A 16,425-nucleotide genomic window follows, 5' to 3' on the forward strand; every position below is an offset into this window, starting at 1 on the left:
CATCGACCTTACCCGAGGCCGATGCGCCGCTCAACGGGACTCAATGACCTCTGAGAAGTTCGCCCGCCTGGTCGAGTAGTGCCAGTGGATCGGCGGCCTTGTGCACGTCCACCGAAAGCAACTGGCGGAAGCGTCGCGCGCCGGGGAAACCCTGGGCCAGGCCGAGGATATGGCGGGTCACGTGGTGCATCGCGCCGCCTTCGGCGATGTGCCGCTCGATATACGGGCGCAGGCGCGCGAGGGCGTCGGCGCGGCTGATCGCCGGTACGTCCGAGCCGTACAGCGCCGCATCCACCTGGGCCAGCAGATAGGGGTTGTGGTACGCCTCGCGGCCGAGCATGACGCCGTCGAACACCTGCAGGTGCGCGCGGCATTCCTCCAGGGTCTTGATGCCGCCGTTGAGGATGATTTCCAGGTCGGGGAAGTCACGTTTGACCTGCGCGGCGATGTCGTAGCGCAGCGGCGGAATCTCGCGGTTCTCCTTGGGTGACAGGCCTTCGAGAATGGCGATGCGCGCGTGCACGGTGAAGCTGCGGCAGCCGGCGTCGCGCACCTGGCCGACGAAGTCGCACAGTTCTTCATAGCTGTCACGGCCATTGATGCCGATGCGGTGCTTGACCGTCACCGGGATCGACACGGCATCGCGCATGGCCTTCACGCAATCGGCTACCAGTGCCGGATGCCCCATCAGGCAGGCGCCGATCATGTTGTTCTGCACGCGGTCGCTGGGGCAGCCGACGTTCAGGTTGACCTCGTCGTAGCCGGCCTCCTCGGCCAGCTTTGCCGCCGCCGCCAGGTCTGCCGGATTGCTTCCGCCCAATTGCAGCGCCAGCGGGTGCTCGCACTCGTCATGGCGCAGGAAGCGTGCGGCGTCGCCATGCAGCAGCGCGCCGGTGGTGACCATCTCCGTGTAGAGCAGGGCGTGGCTGGACAGCTGGCGCAGGAAGAAGCGACAGTGACGGTCAGTCCAGTCCATCATGGGCGCGACGCTGAAGCGGCGGGAAGGCTCGGGACGGGCGGGGGCGGTCATCGTGGCAGTGGTCATCGGTACGTCGGATCGGGAGTCGCTGGGGGCGCGAAATCGCTCGCGCCGGCGGAAAGGGCGGAGATTTTACCGGTCTTGCCGGCCGAGCGCACGGAAACTGGCAGACGGTCGATGTGTGTGCATTCCGTGCTACTAAGGGACGATAGCCGCAGGCCGGCGTAGACGGCCTAATGGCCCTGACAAGAATAATCAGGGTTCCCGGCCGGTTCCCATGAGTCCCGGCCGAGCGCCCGCCAGAAGAGAGCTGCCGTCATGGATACCGCGCGTCCGCGTATCGTCCTCATCCTTTCCCTGCAAACCTGTGGCCTGGTGCTGTTGTTCATCGCGCAAGCGCTGGGCGGCTGGCCGCTGTCGCTGTGCCTGTTGCTGGCTGCAGCCTTGCTCTGGGGGCCGTGGTTCATCCGGCGGGGCGCTGTACCGGCCAGCGCGCTGGCGGTGTTGCCGGATGTCGCCGAGCTGACCCGCGAGCTGTCGCGGGGGACCAGCCGCAATGCCTTGTCCGCCGCCGGCGTGTCCTATTCGGTGCAGCGTCTGGTGGAGAAGCTCGAATCCCAGTTGGTGGCCGCCGAGCAGATTGTCGGCAGTGCCGAAGTCATGATCCACACCGAGCGCGCCACTTCCAACCTGGCCCGCCAGGCGATGGACGCCGCAACCCGTGCGCGGGCCGGCAGCGACCTGGGACGTGGCGAATTGCAGGCTGCCATCGACTGCATGCACCAGCTCAGTGAGCGCGCCAATGCCAGCCGCGCGCTGATCGAGACGCTGAATGCGCGCAGCGAAGAGATTGCACGGGTCACCCAGGTGATCCAGTCCATCGCCAGCCAGACCAACCTGCTGGCGCTCAATGCGGCCATCGAGGCGGCGCGTGCCGGCGAGCACGGGCGCGGCTTCGCGGTGGTGGCGGAGGAGGTGCGCGGGCTGGCCGGGCGCACCGCCGAGGCGACCGATGAAGTGGGGCAGATGGTCGAAGACATCCAGCGCCAGACCAGCGAGGTGGTGGAGCAGATCCGCCAGTTGGCCGACGACCTGGTCCAGGGTGTCGGCCAGGTGGAAGGCACCGGCCGGCAGTTGCAGGACATCGCCGGCCTGGCCGCCACCGTGGAAACCCAGATCACCGAGATCGCCGAGGGGGCTGAGATCAACCGCAGCCAACTGGACAGCCTGTTCGCCGCCGTCGAGCAGGTGCGCGGCGACCTGCGCGTGAGTGACGAGCAGACCCATCGCCTGGCGGAAGCGGCGCTGCAGCTGGAAACCCAGGCCGAGACGGTCAGCGAGCGCCTGGCCGAGGTTGCCCTGGACGATTACCACCAGCGCGCCTACGACCTGGCCCGCGAGGGCGCGCAGGCCATCGCTGCGCGTTTCGAGTCCGATCTCGATGCCGGTCGCATCAGCCTCGGCGACCTGTTCGACCGCGATTACCAGCCGGTGCCGGGCACCCATCCGCAGAAGTACCGCACGCGCTTCGACCGCTATACCGACGAGGTCCTGCCGCGCATCCAGGAAAACCTGCTGCAGCGCCATGAGGGGTTGGTGTTCGCGATTGCCTGCACCGCCGAAGGCTACGTGCCGACCCACAACCAGGCGTTCAATCATCCGCCCACCGGGGATGTCCAGGTCGACATGCTCAAGAGCCGCAGCAAGCGCCTGTTCAACGATCGTACCGGCCTGCGCTGCGGCAGTCACAGCCAGCCGATGTTGCTGCAGACCTACTGTCGCGATACCGGGGAACTGATGCATGACCTGTCGGTGCCGATCGTGGTGGGCGGCCGGCAGTGGGGTGGATTGCGCCTGGGTTATCGCCCGGAGTCCTGAGCGGCCTGTCCGCGATCTGCTGCGCAGTAAGGCGGGTGCGCTCCACGGGGCCGTCTGTGGCTGATGGCGGGGCTGGTGCCGGGCTCGGTTTCGACTGAGCGGTCGAAGTGGAGTCCCCGGGGCCTGCTTACCGTGTAGGAGCGAGCTTGCTCGCGAACTGTACTTCCCCATGACTCCGATGTTCAGGCGGTTCGCGAGCGAGCTCGCTCCTACAAAACAGAGAGGTCCCCGCGCAGACGAAAAAAAGCCGCGCAGGAGTGGGCGCGGCTTCAGAAGCGGGCGCCCGGGAAGCGCCCGCGAAAGGGACTCAGTGATGCCCGCAGAGGGCATCCCGGCCATGTTCGCCGAGGATGTTGAACAGAATGTTCAGCACCACTGCCCAGATCGAGGTCATGGCGATACCGCTGTGGGTGATCGGCTCCATCCACTGGGGCAGGGCGGCGAAGAAGTCCGGACGTACCACTGGCACCATGCCCATGCCGATGCTCACCGCCACCAGCAACTGGTTGCGGCGGTCGACGATGTCCGCCTCGTGGAGGATGCGGATGCCACTGGCGGCGACCATGCCGAACATGGCGATGCCGGCGCCGCCCAGTACCGCCGGCGGAATCGAGGCGACCAGGAAGGCGGCCTTGGGCAGCAGGCTCAGGATGATCAGGAACACCGCGGCGGCAGCGGTGACGTAGCGGCTGCGCACGCCGGTCATCTGCACCAGGCCGATGTTCTGGGCGAACGACGAGTGGGTGAAGGTGTTCATGAAGCCGGCGAAGAACGACGCGCTGGCGTCGCACAGCAGGCCACGGCGCAGGCGGTTGGGGCAGATCTCGGTCTCGGTGACCTTGCCCAGCGCGAGGAACATGCCGGTGGACTCGACGAAGATGATCACCACCACCAGGCACATGGACAGCACCGGAGCCAGGTGGAACTCCGGCACGCCGAAGTGCAGCGGGGTGACCACGTCGAACCAGGGACGCTGCTCGATGCCGTCCAGGCTGACCATGCCCATGCTGGCGCCGATGATGTAGCCCAACAGCATGCCGATCAGCACCGAGACGTTGACCCAGAAGCCGCGCAGGAAGCGGTTGATCAGCAGGATGACGGCCAGCACGAAGGAGGACAGGGCGAGGTACTCGATCGCGCCGAAATTGGCTGCGCCTTCGCCGCCACCGGCCCAGTTGATCGCCACCGGGAACAGGCACATGCCGATGGAGGTGATCACGGTGCCGGTCACCAGCGGTGGGAAGAAGCGCACGATGCGGCTCATGAACGGCGCGATGAGCATGCCGAAGAAGCCACCAGCGATGGTCGCGCCGAAGATGCCGTTCAGGCCCACGCCGGGCATCCCGGCCATGGCCACCATGCTGCCTACTGCGGCGAAGCTGGCGCCCATCATCACCGGCATGCGGATGCCCACCGGGCCGATGCCCAGCGATTGCACGAGCGTGGCGATGCCGGCGACCAGCAGGTCGGCGTTGATCAGGAAGGCGATTTCCTCGCGGGAGAGACCGGCGGCCTGGCCGACGATCAGGGGGACGGCGACGGCGCCGCCATACATCAGGAGAACGTGCTGGAACCCGACCAGCAGCAGCTGCAGCAAGGGCAAACGCTGGTCGACAGGCGAGCCGGTATGGGAGCGCTCAGATACCACGGACATGCAACACCTCGGTTTTTATTGTTGTCAGTCGCTGGTTGCCGGACGGGCACGACAACCGGGAAGTACTGGCCGATCTCACCCCCGGGGCCGAGCGGGTGAAGCGGTGCGGGACTTTATACTTGCGATGTGTATTAGGTTCAATCGATTTTTGTATACAACTCGTCGGTCACGTTTCGTCTTGGCGGTGTCGGAAGGCTCTAGGCCGCGTGTGTACTGGCCTGTAGGAAAATGTAGCCATACGTCGAATGGACTACATTTTTGCTTCGGAAGTGTCGTAGGGCGTACAACCGTTCGCGGTTGTACGCCGATTCGCCTGGCCCATCCGCCGGCTTCGGAGTGGGGCTCGGAGTGAACCGAACCCGAGGCCAAGTGGCGTATAACGTCGAACGTTATGCGCCCTACATCTTTTATTTCGGCGCTGTGAGGGCCCTTGTAGGAGCGAGCTTGCTCGCAAACCGCTCCAGTGAGGGAGCTGCCGGTGAATCCGTTCGCGAGCAAGCTCGCTCCTGCAGGTCAGGCTTCTGGCTTTCCTGCGGGCATAAAAAAACCGCACCCGAAGGTGCGGTTTTTCTGGCCGTGCCGCAGGCTCAATTAACCTGGGCACCCTTGGCGATCCAGTCGCCAACGAGCTTGCGCTCTTCCGGGGTCATCTGGGTGATGTTGCCCAGCGGCATGACCTGCGAGGCTACAGCCTGCGCCTGGATGCGCGGGGCGAGCTGCTGGATCTGCTGCGGGGTGTCGAACATAACGCCAGCCGGAGCGGTGCTGAACATGTTGCTGGTCGGCTTGGCCGAGTGGCAGACAGCGCAGCGTTCCTGGATCACGTGGTGGACCTTGTCGAAGTTCGCGTCACCGCCAGTGGAGGCTTGCGTCGCAGCCGGAGCCTGGGCGGGTGCCTGCTCGGCAGTGGCGGGTTTCGCGGCTTCTTCCTTGGCGCGCTCGGCCGGGGTCTTGCCACCGATGGCGGTTTCCGGCAGCGGCTGGTACTCCACCTTGGCGGCTTGGGCGCTGGTGGCGCTGTCGCTGCTGGGGAAGTTCGGGCCGGTGACAAAGGCCAGGGCGATCATGCCGACAGCGCCGGCGGGCAGGGCCCAGGCCATGCCGTTGCCTTCGTGGCGGGTGTTGAAGTAGTGACGCACGATCACCGCCAGACCCGCGATGCACGCCAGGATCAGCCAGTTGTAGTGGCTGCCGTAGGTGCTCGGGAAGTGGTTGCTGATCATGATGAACAGCACCGGCAGGGTGAAGTAGTTGTTGTGGCGCGAACGCAGCAGACCCTTGGCCGGCAGCACCGGATCGGGCTCGCGGTTTTCCTCGATGGCCTTAACCAGCGCGCGCTGGGCCGGCATGATCACGCGGAACACGTTGCCCACCATGATGGTGCCGATGATGGCGCCAACGTGCAGGTACGCGCCGCGGCCGCTGAACACCTGGCTGAGCAGGTAGGCGGCGAGGACGATCAGGGCGAACAGGATGGCGCCGAGCAGGGCAGGGGTCTTGCCCAGCGGGGAGTCGCACAGGGTGCTGTAGATGAACCAGCCTGCGATCAGCGAGCCGATGCCGATGGCAATGGCGGCGGCCGGGGCCAGATCACTGCCCGGAGCGATCAGGTACAGGGTCGGGTTCAGGTAGAACACGATGGTCAGCAGGCAGACGCCCGACAACCAGGTGGAGTAGGCCTCCCATTTGAACCAGTGCAGGTTGTCCGGCATTTTCGGCGGTGCGAGCTTGTACTTCTCCAGGTGGTAGATACCGCCACCGTGGATCGCCCAGAGATCACCAGAGAGCCCTTCACGCGGGTTGGCGCGATTGAGGTTGTTCTCCAGCCAGACGAAATAGAACGAGGCACCGATCCAGGCGATGCCGACGATCATGTGTACCCAGCGAACCAGCAGGTTCGCCCATTCGATGAGATGTGCTTCCACTGTCTTTACCTCTTGCCCAGGTGCCGCCGTCGCGGCAGTCGGGCCACTCTTATTAGTTTAGTTGGGGGTCGAGGAGGAGCTGTTCGTCCTCGGTGAAGAAATGCTCGTCGCAGTTGTTGCCAGAACCGCTGCGATCGACCACCAGGAAGTCATCCCGCTTTTCGATCGTCAGCACCGGGTGGTGCCAGACGCCGCGGTGGTAATTGACGCCCTGCTTGCCGTTGGACAGGAAAGCGCGGACGAGGCCCGATACAGGTACATCGCCAAGTGGCGCGACCACGATCAGAAATGGGTTGCCGAGCAGCGGAATGAACGCCTGGCTGCCCTGCGGATGGCGCTCCAGCATGCGGATGCGCAACGGCATCTCCAGGGATTCGGCGCTGAAGATGCTGATGATCGCCTTGTCATCGGGCTGCGCCGTTTCGACGGTGGCGAGCTTGTGATAACGGCGGGTGGAGCCGTTGTTGATCATGAAAAAGTCGCTGCCTTCGGTTTCGATGACATCACCGAACGGTGCGAAGGCTTCCTTGGTCAACGGCTCGATCTTCAGGGTACGCATGGCTGGTCTACTTATTCGTTGTTCGCATGGACCCCTCTCCACAGGGGAGAGGGCATGAACATCCGCGTGCTCAGAGTTGCTGCAGGCGGAACATCGCGATCTTGTTGATCTCCGCCAGGGCGGTCTGGAATTCCTGCTCCGGCGTGTTGTGGATGCGTTCTTCGAACGCAGCCAGGATCTGGTGGCGGTTGCTGCCCTTCACGGCCTTGATGAAGGGGAAGCCGAACTTGGCCTTGTAGGCGTCGTTGAGTTCGGTGAAGCGGGCGAACTCCTCGGCGGTGCAGTCCTGGATACCGGCGCCGGCCTGTTCAGCGGTGCTGGAGGCGGTCAGCTCGCCACGGATGGCGGCTTTGCCGGCCAGGTCCGGGTGCGCGTTGATCAGCGCCAACTGCGCCTCGTGGCTGGCGGACAGGAGGATGTCGGCCATGCGCTGCTGCAGCAGTTCGATGTCGTTCAGGCTGTCGTCGACGCCCAGGTCATAGGCCTTCTCGGCAACCCACGGCGAGTGCTCGTAGATGTCGGCGAAGGCGGCGACGAAGGCGGCGCGGTCGAGGCTGGCCGGGGTCAGGGTCTGGAAGCGGCTCATGCCTTGTTCTCCTGGGCTTGGAACGGGTGTTTCTCGTGCCAGTGCTTGGCGATGTCGACGCGGCGGGCTACCCACACTTTCTCGTGGCCCTTCACGTACTGCAGGAAGCGCTCCAGCGAGGCCATGCGCGCCGGACGGCCGAGCAGGCGGCAGTGCATGCCGATGGAGAGCATCTTCGGCGCGCCTTCGGCACCCTCGGCGTAGAGCACGTCGAAGGCGTCCTTGAGGTATTCGAAGAAGTCGTCGCCCTTGTTGAAGCCCTGTACCTGGGTGAAGCGCATATCGTTGGTGTCCAGGGTGTAGGGGATTACCAGGTGCGGCTTCTCGGCGGTGCTCGCCGGGTCCCAGTAGGGCAGGTCGTCATCGTAGGTGTCGGAGTCGTAGAGGAAGCCGCCTTCCTCGCGCACGATGCGACGGGTGTTCGGGCCCAGGCGGCCGGTGTACCAGCCCTGCGGGCGCTGGCCGGTCAGATCGGTGAGGATGCGGATGGCTTCGAGCATGTGCTCGCGCTCCTGTGCCTCGTCCATGTACTGGTAGTCGATCCAGCGGTAGCCGTGGCTGCAGATCTCGTGGCCGTCGGCGACCATCTGGCGGATGGCCTCGGGATGGCGCTGGGCGGCCATGGCGACGGCGAAGATGGTCATCGGCAGGTCGTATTTCTTGAACAGCTTCAGCAGGCGCCATACGCCAGCGCGGCTACCGTACTCGTACAGCGATTCCATGCACATGTTGCGCTCACCCTTGAGCGGCTGTGCGGCCACCATCTCGGAGAGGAAGGCTTCGGACTCCTTGTCTCCGTGCAGGATGCAACGCTCGCCGCCTTCCTCGTAGTTGAGGACGAAGGACAGGGCGATGCGGGCATCGTTCGGCCAGTGGGGGTGGGGAATGTTGTTGCCGTAACCGATCAGGTCGCGTGGGTAGTCGGCGCTCACTGCAGTGTTCCTTCTTGTGGTTGGCGGTCTGCGCGGAGTCGATGGATCGGGCGCTGCCGTTGATGCGTGCATTGTATACAAAATGTTTGGCTATCTGTAAATACAATCTGCACAACAGTCGTTTCTCTTTCCTATAGATGCGTGAATTGCCGCAACGACCCCGCCCGGCCGCGTCTTACGTAGGTTACAGGTACTGTTGAGAGGCTTCTGCCACCCGAGTGCTGGGGGCGGTTCAGGCTGATTTTGCAACGACCGATCACTTTTTTGTATACAATTGCTCGTGTGGCTGGGTATATTCGATTCCGCGCAAGCGCACTTGCCGGCTGTCCGTTCGACAGCCCACCGAATTCGAATCAACAAGACAGAGGAGGAAGGTGTCCGCCGGCGGCGCCGGAGACATCGATAAGCCCATGGGACGCTTGACCACTCACGTACTGGATTCCGCCCACGGCTGCCCTGGCCATGGCATCAAGATCGAGCTGTACCGCGTCGAAGGCCAGCAGCTGGAACTGATCGCCACCCGCGTGACCAATGACGATGGCCGTTGCGACGAGCCGCTGCTGCAGGGCGAGGACTTCCGCGCCGGCGTCTACCAGCTGCTGTTCAATGCCGGCGACTATTACCGCGCCCGTGGTGTCGAGCTGCCGAAGCCGGCGTTCCTCGACCAGGTCGTACTGCGTTTCGGCATTGCCTCCGAGGCCGACCACTACCACGTGCCGCTGCTGATCTCCCCTTATAGCTACTCCACCTATCGCGGTAGCTAGTTATCTGCAAGACCTTCCCGGACTCTTCGTGGAGTCTTCCTCAGCCCGCCCACACTGCGGGCTTTTTTTTGCCCGCGATTTTCTTTCCTGGGTTTATGGCGGGCAGGAGCGGTGCATTTGGACTAAAAAACAGGCAGTCATTATTTCGAGGGTGGTATGAGCAGAATCCTTATCGTCGACGAACAGCCGGTTACGCGACATGCCTTACGCTTGATGATGGAAGCCGACCGCCATGAAGTGGTCGGTGAGGCCGACAACGGCCCGGAAGCGCTACAGCAGGTGCGCGTCTGCCGTCCCGACCTGATGATCCTGGAGCTGTCGATTCCGCGTCTCGGCGGCCTGGAAGTCATTCAGAGATTGGTGGCCCAGGGGGCTTCTGTGAAGGTTCTGGTACTGACCTCCCGCGACTCGGAGTATTTCGCCGGGCGTTGCCTGACGGCGGGCGCCGCCGGTTTCGTCAGCAAGCAGGAGAATCCGCAGGCGGTGCGCGAAGCGGTGCGGGCGATCGCCCAGGGGCACAGCTATTTCCCCAGTCATGCGCTGGGCAGTGTCGCTGCGGCGGAAGAGGCGGGGCATGGCGAGTTGCTCAAGGACCTGTCGGTGCGGGAGTTGACCGTGCTGCAACTGCTGGCGAATGGGTTCAGCAATGTGGCCATCGCCGATCAGCTGTCAATCAGCGACAAGACGGTCAGTACCTACAAGGTCCGCCTGATGCAGAAACTGCACGCCAAATCGCTGGTCGAGCTGGTGGATATCGCGCGCCGCCATGGGCTGGTGGAGGGCGACCAGCCCGATGCCGAGCCGCAGCAGGCGCCCATGACGCCGGAGCAGACGAAGGAGCTGGCGTTGCTGCGCAGCATGCTCGACTCCGTGCCGCACCCGATGACCGTCCGGGGGCTCGATGGCCGCATCCTGTTCTGCAACCGCCATACGGCAGAGCTGTTCGGCCTGCGCCTCGAGGATGTGGTGGGCAAGACGGTGGCGGAGCTGGGGCTGTTCGCCAATTCGCATGAAGCGGCTTTGCTGACCCAGCAATTGACGGAGGCGATCGCGCGCGGTGAGCCATTCGACGCTGACGTGGAGTTCCGCTCGAAGAGGGGGCGTGAGGTTTACCAGCATTGGGTCAGGCCCTACCGCGACAGTGACGGGACGCTGATTGGCGCCCTCTGCGGTTCGATCAATGTCACCGGCCGCGACGAGCTGGTGCGCGAGCTGCGCAGCGCGAACGCGCGGATCGATGCGATCAGTCGTGGCAAGAGCCAGTACCTCGCCGGGATGGGCAGCGAGTTGCAGGGGCCGTTGCAGAATGTCATGGCGATGCTGGAACTGGCGCGGAACCAGAGTGATCCGACGCGGCGCGACGAGCCCCTGGCGGTGGCCCTGAAGCTCACCGGCAATCTGCTGGCGTTGCTCGATGACTTGCAGCTGCTCAGCCGCGCCAGGTCCCGGCGCTTGCCGCTGGCGTCCGAAGACATCGATGTGCGGATCCTGCTTGAACGGCAACTGGCGCTCATCGGCGAGACGGCCCGAAGCAAGGGGGTTCGCATTGAAAGCGACTTCGATCTGGCGCTGCAGACACGGGTCTGGTGCGATCCCCAGTGGCTGCGCAAGATCGTCTTCAACCTGCTGGATAATGCGGTGAAGCGTACCGAGGTGGGTTCGGTGCTGGTGCGCCTGCGCGCGCGTGGACGGGGCGCGGCAATGGTCGACGTCGAAGTCGACGTGATCGACACGGGGCCGGGGATCTCTCCCGAGGACCAGCAGCATCTGTTCGAACCCTTTTCCTTCCCCCTGGATGACCTTCGGGTGCGCAGCGGTGGCACCGGCCTGGGGCTGGCGCTATGCCGCAGCCTTGTGGAGCTCATGGAGGGGAGCATCGGGATGAAAAGCCAGCCGGGTGTTGGGTCGGAGTTCAACGTGAAGCTGTCATTTCCTGCCGTCGTCCAGTAGCGGCGCCAGCCGAAATGCAAAAGGCCCCGGCAATGCCGGGGCCTTTTGTTCTGGACGGACAGCGAATTTACAGGAAGATGAACTTGGCCACGAAGATCGCGCACAGCGCATAGAGGCTGACGGTCACGTCCTTGTGGCGGCCGGTGAAGACCTTCATGGCCACATAGGTCACGAAGCCCAGCGCGATGCCATCGGCGACCGAGAAGGTCAGCGGCATCATGATCACGGTGACGATGGCCGGGATGGTCTCGGTGTGCTCGTTCCAGTCGATGTGGGCCATGCCGCCCATCATCAGCATGGCGACGTAGATCAGCGCGCCGGCGGTGGCGTAGGCGGGGATCATGCCGGCCAGCGGAGCGAAGAACATCGCCGCGACGAATAGCACGCCGACTACCACGGCGGTCAGGCCGGTGCGGCCACCCGCGGCGACGCCCGCGGCGCTTTCCACGTAGCTGGTGACCGGCGGTACGCCGAGCACCGCGCCGAAGGCGCTGGAGGTGCTGTCGGCCTTCATTGCCTTGGACAGGTTCTCGATACGGCCATCTTCACGCACCAGGTGCGCACGCTGGGCCACCCCCATCAGGGTGCCGGCGGTGTCGAACATGTGCACGAAGAGGAAGGCCAGGATCACGCTGATCATGGTTACGTTGAAGGCGCCGGCGATGTCCATCGCCATGAAGGTCGGCGCCAGGCTCGGCGGCATGGAGAACACGCCACCGAACTGGACGATGCCCAGGGCGATGCCGGCCACGGTGACGGTCAGGATGCTGATCAGGATGCCACCGAATACGCGGCGGTATTCCAGCACTGCGATCATCAGGAAGCAGATGGCGGCGAGCAGGGGGCCGGGGCTGGTCAGGTCACCCAGGTGCACCAGGGTGGCAGGGCTGGCGACCACGATGCCGGCGGTCTTCAGGCCGATCAGCCCGAGGAACAGGCCCACACCGGCGCCCATGGCGAAGCGCAGGCTGACCGGGATGCTGTTGAGCAGCCATTCGCGAATGCGCGAGAAGGTCAGGATCATGAAGGCGATGCCGGAGATGAACACCGCGCCCAGTGCGATCTCCCAGCTGTAGTTCATGGTCTTGACCACGGTGTAGGTGAAGAAGGCGTTGAGGCCCATGCCCGGCGCCAGGCCCACCGGCCAGTTGGCGTACAGCCCCATCAGGAAGCAGCCCAGCGCCGCGGCAAGGCACGTTGCGACGAATGCGGCGCCGTGGTCGATACCGGCGTCGGCCATGATGTTGGGGTTGACGAAGATGATGTACGCCATGGTGATGAAGGTCGTGAGGCCCGCGGCGAGTTCGGTCTTCACGGTCGTGCCATGCTGGCTGAGCTTGAACAGACGTTCCAGCAGGCCGGTAGCAGGCGGGCTTGAAGCAAAGGCTTGTTGTTCTTGTTTGGTGCTTTCCACAGCGGTACTCCTCAACGCTCTTGTTGTTGGTCCCTTTGCCGTCGGCTGGTTCACCTGCGTCCCTTGCGCTAACGGAAAGAGTTGTGAGGGTGTGATTAGTTGACCCTTGGGTCAGGAAGTCACGCCGCGATTATGCAGTTGTGTACAAAAACTTCAAATAATGTTTAGTGCCTGAGTGAAAGTTTTTTACAAGAAAAGGCTCGGAATGGTCGCAGGACGACGTCGGATGCATCCGCTGGGCGACACGCCATTGGCGTCAATCACTACTCGCTCGCGATGGCTGCACGATAGTGGCCATTTTGTGTACACTGTTGCCCAATACCTGGCCGACGCCAGCTCCTCGCCAGCCCCCACGGATTTCGCGCCGGTCCCACTCCGGCTGATCAGGGTTCGACACCAATGACCGACCAGTTGCAACAGATCAGGAAGCAGCCGCGCAATGGCAAGAGCCGCAGCGGCACCCAGGATGAAATCGTTTACGCGCACATCTTCGACGCGATCCTTGAGCAGCGCCTCGCTCCTGGCACCAAGTTGAGCGAAGAGGCCCTTGGTGAAATCTTCGGCGTCAGCCGCACCATCATCCGCCGCGCCCTGTCGCGACTGGCCCATGAGCAGGTCGTGCTGCTGCGCCCCAACCGTGGCGCCGTCGTCGCCAGCCCGAGCATCGACGAGGCCCGGCAGATCCTCTTCGCCCGCCGCACCGTCGAGCGCGCGATCACCGAGCTGGCCGTGGACAACGCCAGCAGCGATACGCTGTCCGAGCTGCGCGACATGGTGAAGCAGGAGCAGTCCAGCTTCGCCCGTGGCGACCGTGGCGCCGGCATCCGTCTTTCCGGCGAGTTCCACCTCAAGCTTGCCGAGATGGCGAAGAACGCGCCTCTGGTGAGCTTCCAGCGCAGCCTGGTGTCGCAGACCTCGCTGATCATCGCCCAGTACGAAAGCGGCGGCCGTTCGCACTGCTCCTTCGACGAACACAACGAAATCCTCGACGCCATCGAGAAGGGCGACAAGGAAAAGGCCGTGACCCTGATGATGCACCACATGGCGCACATCGATGACAAGCTGAACCTGGATGTCGACGGCGCTTCCGGCGACCTGCACGCGGTGTTCTCGCACCTGCTGGCAGGCAAGAAGAAGCCGCGCCGCAGCAAGGCGGACGCCGACTCCGCGGCCTGATCGACGAACTGGAAAAAAAGCCCCGCATCTGCGGGGCTTTTTCGTTTCAGCACTGACGGCTTTTTGTAGGAGCGAGCAAGCTCGCTCCTACAGGGAGGCTGTGGAATTCGGGGTTTGCTGCCAGCCTCCACCCAGGGATTTGTAAAGCAGCACCAGCGTGGTCGTCACGGCTTCGCGGCCGCGCACCTGTTGCTCCTCGGTAGCCAGCAGTTCGCGCTGGGCACTGAGCACGTTGAGGAAGTCCACGGCGCCGGCCTTGTACTGCTCGCGGGCGTTGGCCAGGGCGGTACGGCCATGTTCGGCGGCGGTATCGAGACTGGCCAGGCGGCGCTGGTCGGCGGCGTAGTCGGTGAGGGCGTCGTCCACCTCGCGCCAGGCGTTGAGCACGGTGCGGCGATAGGCGATGGCCGACTCCTTCTGCTGCGCCTCGCGCAGGGCGAGCATGCCCTTCAGCCGGCCGCCTTCGAAGATCGGCAGTGACAGGCTCGGGCCGATGCCGAAGGTGCGGCTGTTCCAGTCGCCGAAATTCGACAGTTGCAGTGCCTGGAAGCCGAAGCTGCCGTTCAGGCTGATGCGCGGGTAGAAGTCTGCCTTGGCCACCCCGATGCTGGCGGTGGCGGCGTGCAGCGCGGCTTCGGCGCGGCGGATATCCGGGCGGCGCTGGGCCAGCTCCGAGGGCAGTCCGACCGGCACGCCACGGGGCGGCTGCGGCACGGGCTTGGCCTGAGCGAGTTCGGCCTGCAGCGCGCCGGGAGCCTCGCCAAGCAGATAGCCCAGGGCGTTGATCAGCCGTGCCTGGCGCTTCTGGCTGTCGGGCAGGCGCGCTTCGATGCTGGCGACTTGGGTCAGGGCTTCGGCGACATCCAGTTCGGTGGCGACACCATCGGCGCGGCGCAAGCGGGTCAGCTCCAGGCTGCGCTGGGCTATCTCCAGGTTGCTCCGGATGATGGCTTCCAGGTCCTGTTCGGCGCGCAGTTGCAAGTAGTTGCGCGCGGTCTCGGCGAGCACCGAGACCAGTACGTCGCGACGGCTCTCCTCGGTGGCCTGCACGTTGGCGTCGGCGGCCTCCAGTTCGCGGCGCACGCGGCCCCAGAAGTCCAGCTCCCAGGACAGGTCGAAGCCGCCATCGAGCTGGTTGAAGCTGTCCTTGCCCGCCTTGCCGGACGGATCGTTCAGGCCGACTTCGCTGTTGCGCCTGCGCTGGTAGCCCAGGTCCGCGCCGACGTTGGGCACGGCGTCGCCGCCCAGCGCCTGGCGGATCGCCCGGCTCTGCTGCAGGCGCGCGTCGGCTTCGCGCAGGTCGAGGTTGGCATCTGCCACGCGGCGTTGCAGGTCGTTGAGCTGTGGGTCGCCCAGCAGTGTCCACCACTGGGCTTCCAGCGGAGCGTTGAGCGTCCGGCTCGGGGCATCGCCACGCTGAGCGGTCCAGTTCACCGCGTCGGCATCCTTCGGGCGCTGGAAGTCCGGACCGACGCTGCAAGCGCCAAGCGCAAGCAAGGCGAGGAACAGAGGTGTACGGGCGGCGATCATTGCACGGCTACCTTCTGCTCGTTCGCTGCGTGCTGGGCAGTGTCGATACGCGCGATGACCGACATACCCACACGCAGCTTGTCGCGCAGCGGCTGGTCAGCGTCGAGGACGATCTTCACCGGGATGCGCTGGACGATCTTGGTGAAGTTGCCGGTGGCGTTGTCCGGGGCGATGGGCGCGAAGCTCAGGCCGGTGGCCGGGGCGATGCTGTCGACGTGGCCGCGCAGCTTCTCGCCGGGGAAGGTATCGATGCTGATTTCCACGGCCTGGCCGGGTTGCACGTCGGTGAGCTGGGTTTCCTGGAAATTGCCGACCACGTAGGCGTCCTGCAGCGGTACCACCGCCAGCAGCGCATTGCCCGGCGTGGTGTAGGCGCCGACGCGCACGGCACGGCGACCGACCATGCCGTCGAAGGGCGCGCGGATTTCCGTGTAGGAGAGGTTCAGTTGCGCCTGTTGCAGCTGGGCCTGGCCACGCTTCAATGCGCCGAGGGCTTCGGCCTGCTGGGCCAGCAGCACGTCGAGCTGCTTGCGGGCGGCGAGGGCGGCGGCCTTGTCCTTGTCCAGCAGGGCCTTCGCCGAGTCGACGCGGGAGCGTGCCTGCTGAGCGTTCTGCAGGGTGCCGGCGCCCTGGCTGGCGAGGTGCTGGTAGCGGTTCAGTTCCTGCGAAGCGAAGGTCAGCGCGGCCTGGTCGGCCTGCACCTGGGCGGCGGTCTGGGCGATCACCGCCTGCTGGCGTTCCAGGTTGGCGGCGACGTGGTGATGGCGCGCCTCGGCGGCCAGCACATCGGCCTCGGCGGCGGCCAGCGCGGCGCGGTAGTCGCGGGCGTCGATGCGTGCCAGGACCTGTCCGGCCTTCACCGACTGGTTGTCCTCCACCAGCACTTCCTCGATGAAGCCGGCGACCTTCGGCGCCACCAGGGTGAAGTCGGCGTGGACGTAGGCGTCGTCGGTGCTCTGTTCGCGGGTGGGGCCCAGCAGGCGCAGCAGCAGGTAGACGACAAGGGCGAACAGCAGCACGGCAACCAGGGCCAGACTGCCGCGACGGGAGCTCAGTTTCGACATGGGCAGACCTTTGA

General features: G+C 64.8%; 13 protein-coding genes. 4 read left to right on the forward strand and 9 right to left on the reverse strand.

The genetic code is table 11. The features are described from left to right. Positions 1–40 precede the first annotated feature (40 nt). Positions 41–1,030, reverse strand: a complete 990-nt coding sequence (dusA, locus tag O6P39_RS09785) for a tRNA dihydrouridine(20/20a) synthase DusA (protein WP_275611928.1) — start codon at positions 1,028–1,030, stop codon at positions 41–43. Positions 1,031–1,297: 267 nt separating this feature from the next. Between dusA and O6P39_RS09790 the strand changes: the two genes are divergently transcribed. After that, positions 1,298–2,857 (forward strand): methyl-accepting chemotaxis protein, encoded by a 1,560-nt coding sequence (locus O6P39_RS09790; RefSeq protein ID WP_275611143.1) that lies wholly within the window; start codon positions 1,298–1,300, stop codon positions 2,855–2,857. Between the two features lie 307 nt (positions 2,858–3,164). On the opposite strand, the gene O6P39_RS09795 is transcribed toward O6P39_RS09790, so the two are convergent. The 5 genes from O6P39_RS09795 to puuE all read right to left on the reverse strand — a co-directional run bounded on the left by O6P39_RS09795 (position 3,165) and on the right by puuE (position 8,513). Continuing rightward, complete coding sequence (locus O6P39_RS09795) at positions 3,165–4,511, reverse strand: nucleobase:cation symporter-2 family protein (RefSeq protein ID WP_275611144.1); 1,347 nt, start codon at positions 4,509–4,511, stop codon at positions 3,165–3,167. A 587-nt stretch (positions 4,512–5,098) separates the two neighbouring features. After that, the gene (locus tag O6P39_RS09800; RefSeq protein WP_275611145.1) at positions 5,099–6,436 is read right to left on the reverse strand and encodes a urate hydroxylase PuuD; all 1,338 of its coding nucleotides are present in this window, start codon (positions 6,434–6,436) and stop codon (positions 5,099–5,101) included. Positions 6,437–6,488: 52 nt separating this feature from the next. Beyond that, positions 6,489–6,995, reverse strand: coding sequence for an ureidoglycolate lyase (locus O6P39_RS09805; protein ID WP_275611146.1), 507 nt, complete (start codon positions 6,993–6,995; stop codon positions 6,489–6,491). A 70-nt stretch (positions 6,996–7,065) separates the two neighbouring features. Further along, positions 7,066–7,581, reverse strand: a complete 516-nt coding sequence (uraD, locus tag O6P39_RS09810) for a 2-oxo-4-hydroxy-4-carboxy-5-ureidoimidazoline decarboxylase (protein ID WP_243804989.1) — start codon at positions 7,579–7,581, stop codon at positions 7,066–7,068. Then, positions 7,578–8,513: an allantoinase PuuE gene (gene puuE, locus O6P39_RS09815; RefSeq protein WP_275611147.1), complete on the reverse strand. Its 936-nt coding sequence runs from the start codon at positions 8,511–8,513 to the stop codon at positions 7,578–7,580. Before puuE ends, uraD begins: the two co-directional genes overlap by 4 nt. 410 nt (positions 8,514–8,923) lie before the next feature. On the opposite strand from puuE, the gene uraH reads away from it, so the two are divergent. Together uraH and O6P39_RS09825 are read left to right on the forward strand one after the other, a co-directional pair. After that, a complete protein-coding gene (uraH, locus tag O6P39_RS09820; protein ID WP_152224418.1) occupies positions 8,924–9,277 on the forward strand; it encodes a hydroxyisourate hydrolase in 354 nt (117 codons plus the stop codon). 156 nt (positions 9,278–9,433) lie between these two features. Further along, positions 9,434–11,227, forward strand: a complete 1,794-nt coding sequence (locus tag O6P39_RS09825) for an ATP-binding protein (RefSeq protein ID WP_275611148.1) — start codon at positions 9,434–9,436, stop codon at positions 11,225–11,227. Positions 11,228–11,294: 67 nt separating this feature from the next. Here the strand turns inward: O6P39_RS09825 and O6P39_RS09830 are convergent, their stop codons facing one another. Continuing rightward, on the reverse strand, positions 11,295–12,641 hold the full coding sequence (locus O6P39_RS09830) for an NCS2 family permease (protein WP_275611149.1): 1,347 nt from the start codon (positions 12,639–12,641) through the stop codon (positions 11,295–11,297). Between the two features lie 399 nt (positions 12,642–13,040). Here O6P39_RS09830 and O6P39_RS09835 point away from each other — a divergent pair, with 399 nt between their 5' ends. After that, positions 13,041–13,817, forward strand: a complete 777-nt coding sequence (locus O6P39_RS09835; RefSeq protein WP_275611150.1) for a GntR family transcriptional regulator — start codon at positions 13,041–13,043, stop codon at positions 13,815–13,817. A gap of 87 nt (positions 13,818–13,904) precedes the next feature. Here O6P39_RS09835 and O6P39_RS09840 read toward each other — a convergent pair whose 3' ends face one another. Together O6P39_RS09840 and O6P39_RS09845 are read right to left on the reverse strand one after the other, a co-directional pair. Then, the gene (locus tag O6P39_RS09840; protein ID WP_275611151.1) at positions 13,905–15,347 is read right to left on the reverse strand and encodes an efflux transporter outer membrane subunit; all 1,443 of its coding nucleotides are present in this window, start codon (positions 15,345–15,347) and stop codon (positions 13,905–13,907) included. After that, positions 15,344–16,411, reverse strand: coding sequence for an HlyD family secretion protein (locus O6P39_RS09845; RefSeq protein ID WP_275611152.1), 1,068 nt, complete (start codon positions 16,409–16,411; stop codon positions 15,344–15,346). Before O6P39_RS09845 ends, O6P39_RS09840 begins: the two co-directional genes overlap by 4 nt. Positions 16,412–16,425 lie beyond the last annotated feature (14 nt).

It is taken from the genome of Pseudomonas sp. PSE14 (assembly GCF_029203285.1).
Lineage (GTDB): Bacteria > Pseudomonadota > Gammaproteobacteria > Pseudomonadales > Pseudomonadaceae > Pseudomonas.